The following is a 427-nucleotide window of genomic DNA, read 5'->3' on the forward strand; positions in this document are numbered from 1 at the left end:
AATCTGTTTATTTTCCTCTTTAAAAGTATATATTAAATCATCACACTTATATGAGATTTCTTTTTTACAAGTTTTATCTTTTAAGGGTTCTTGCAGAATTTGTGGTAAGTGTTTTTTTATAAGTAGTTTCATAGGTATACCCATACCATGAGTTAGATTTTTAATAAACTTACCATCTATTTGTTTTTCATCTATAATTTTTATAAATTCAACATCAAGTCCATGTTCTTTTAAGATATTAATATATTCTTCTTTTTCTTCTAAAGGAACATATTCATCAAATTTAGAATGATAAGCAATATATTTTGGATTTGGATATTTTGCTTGTATATTTAGATGATCTTTATTTAGTGTTTCTCTAATGAGTTTTCTAGCAGGTGAAAAATAATAAGGTGATTGTTTGTTTGTAGTCCATAGTGTTTTTTCA

1 protein-coding gene is annotated in these 427 nt (G+C 24.4%); it reads right to left on the reverse strand.

The annotated features are described in order from the left end of the window. A partial coding sequence (locus tag CAMP18497_RS08240) for a DUF2920 family protein (protein WP_337213759.1) occupies positions 1-427 on the reverse strand: 427 nt, incomplete at both ends.

This window comes from Campylobacter sp. W0066.1 (genome assembly GCF_024723635.1).
GTDB lineage: Bacteria > Campylobacterota > Campylobacteria > Campylobacterales > Campylobacteraceae > Campylobacter_D > Campylobacter_D lari_C.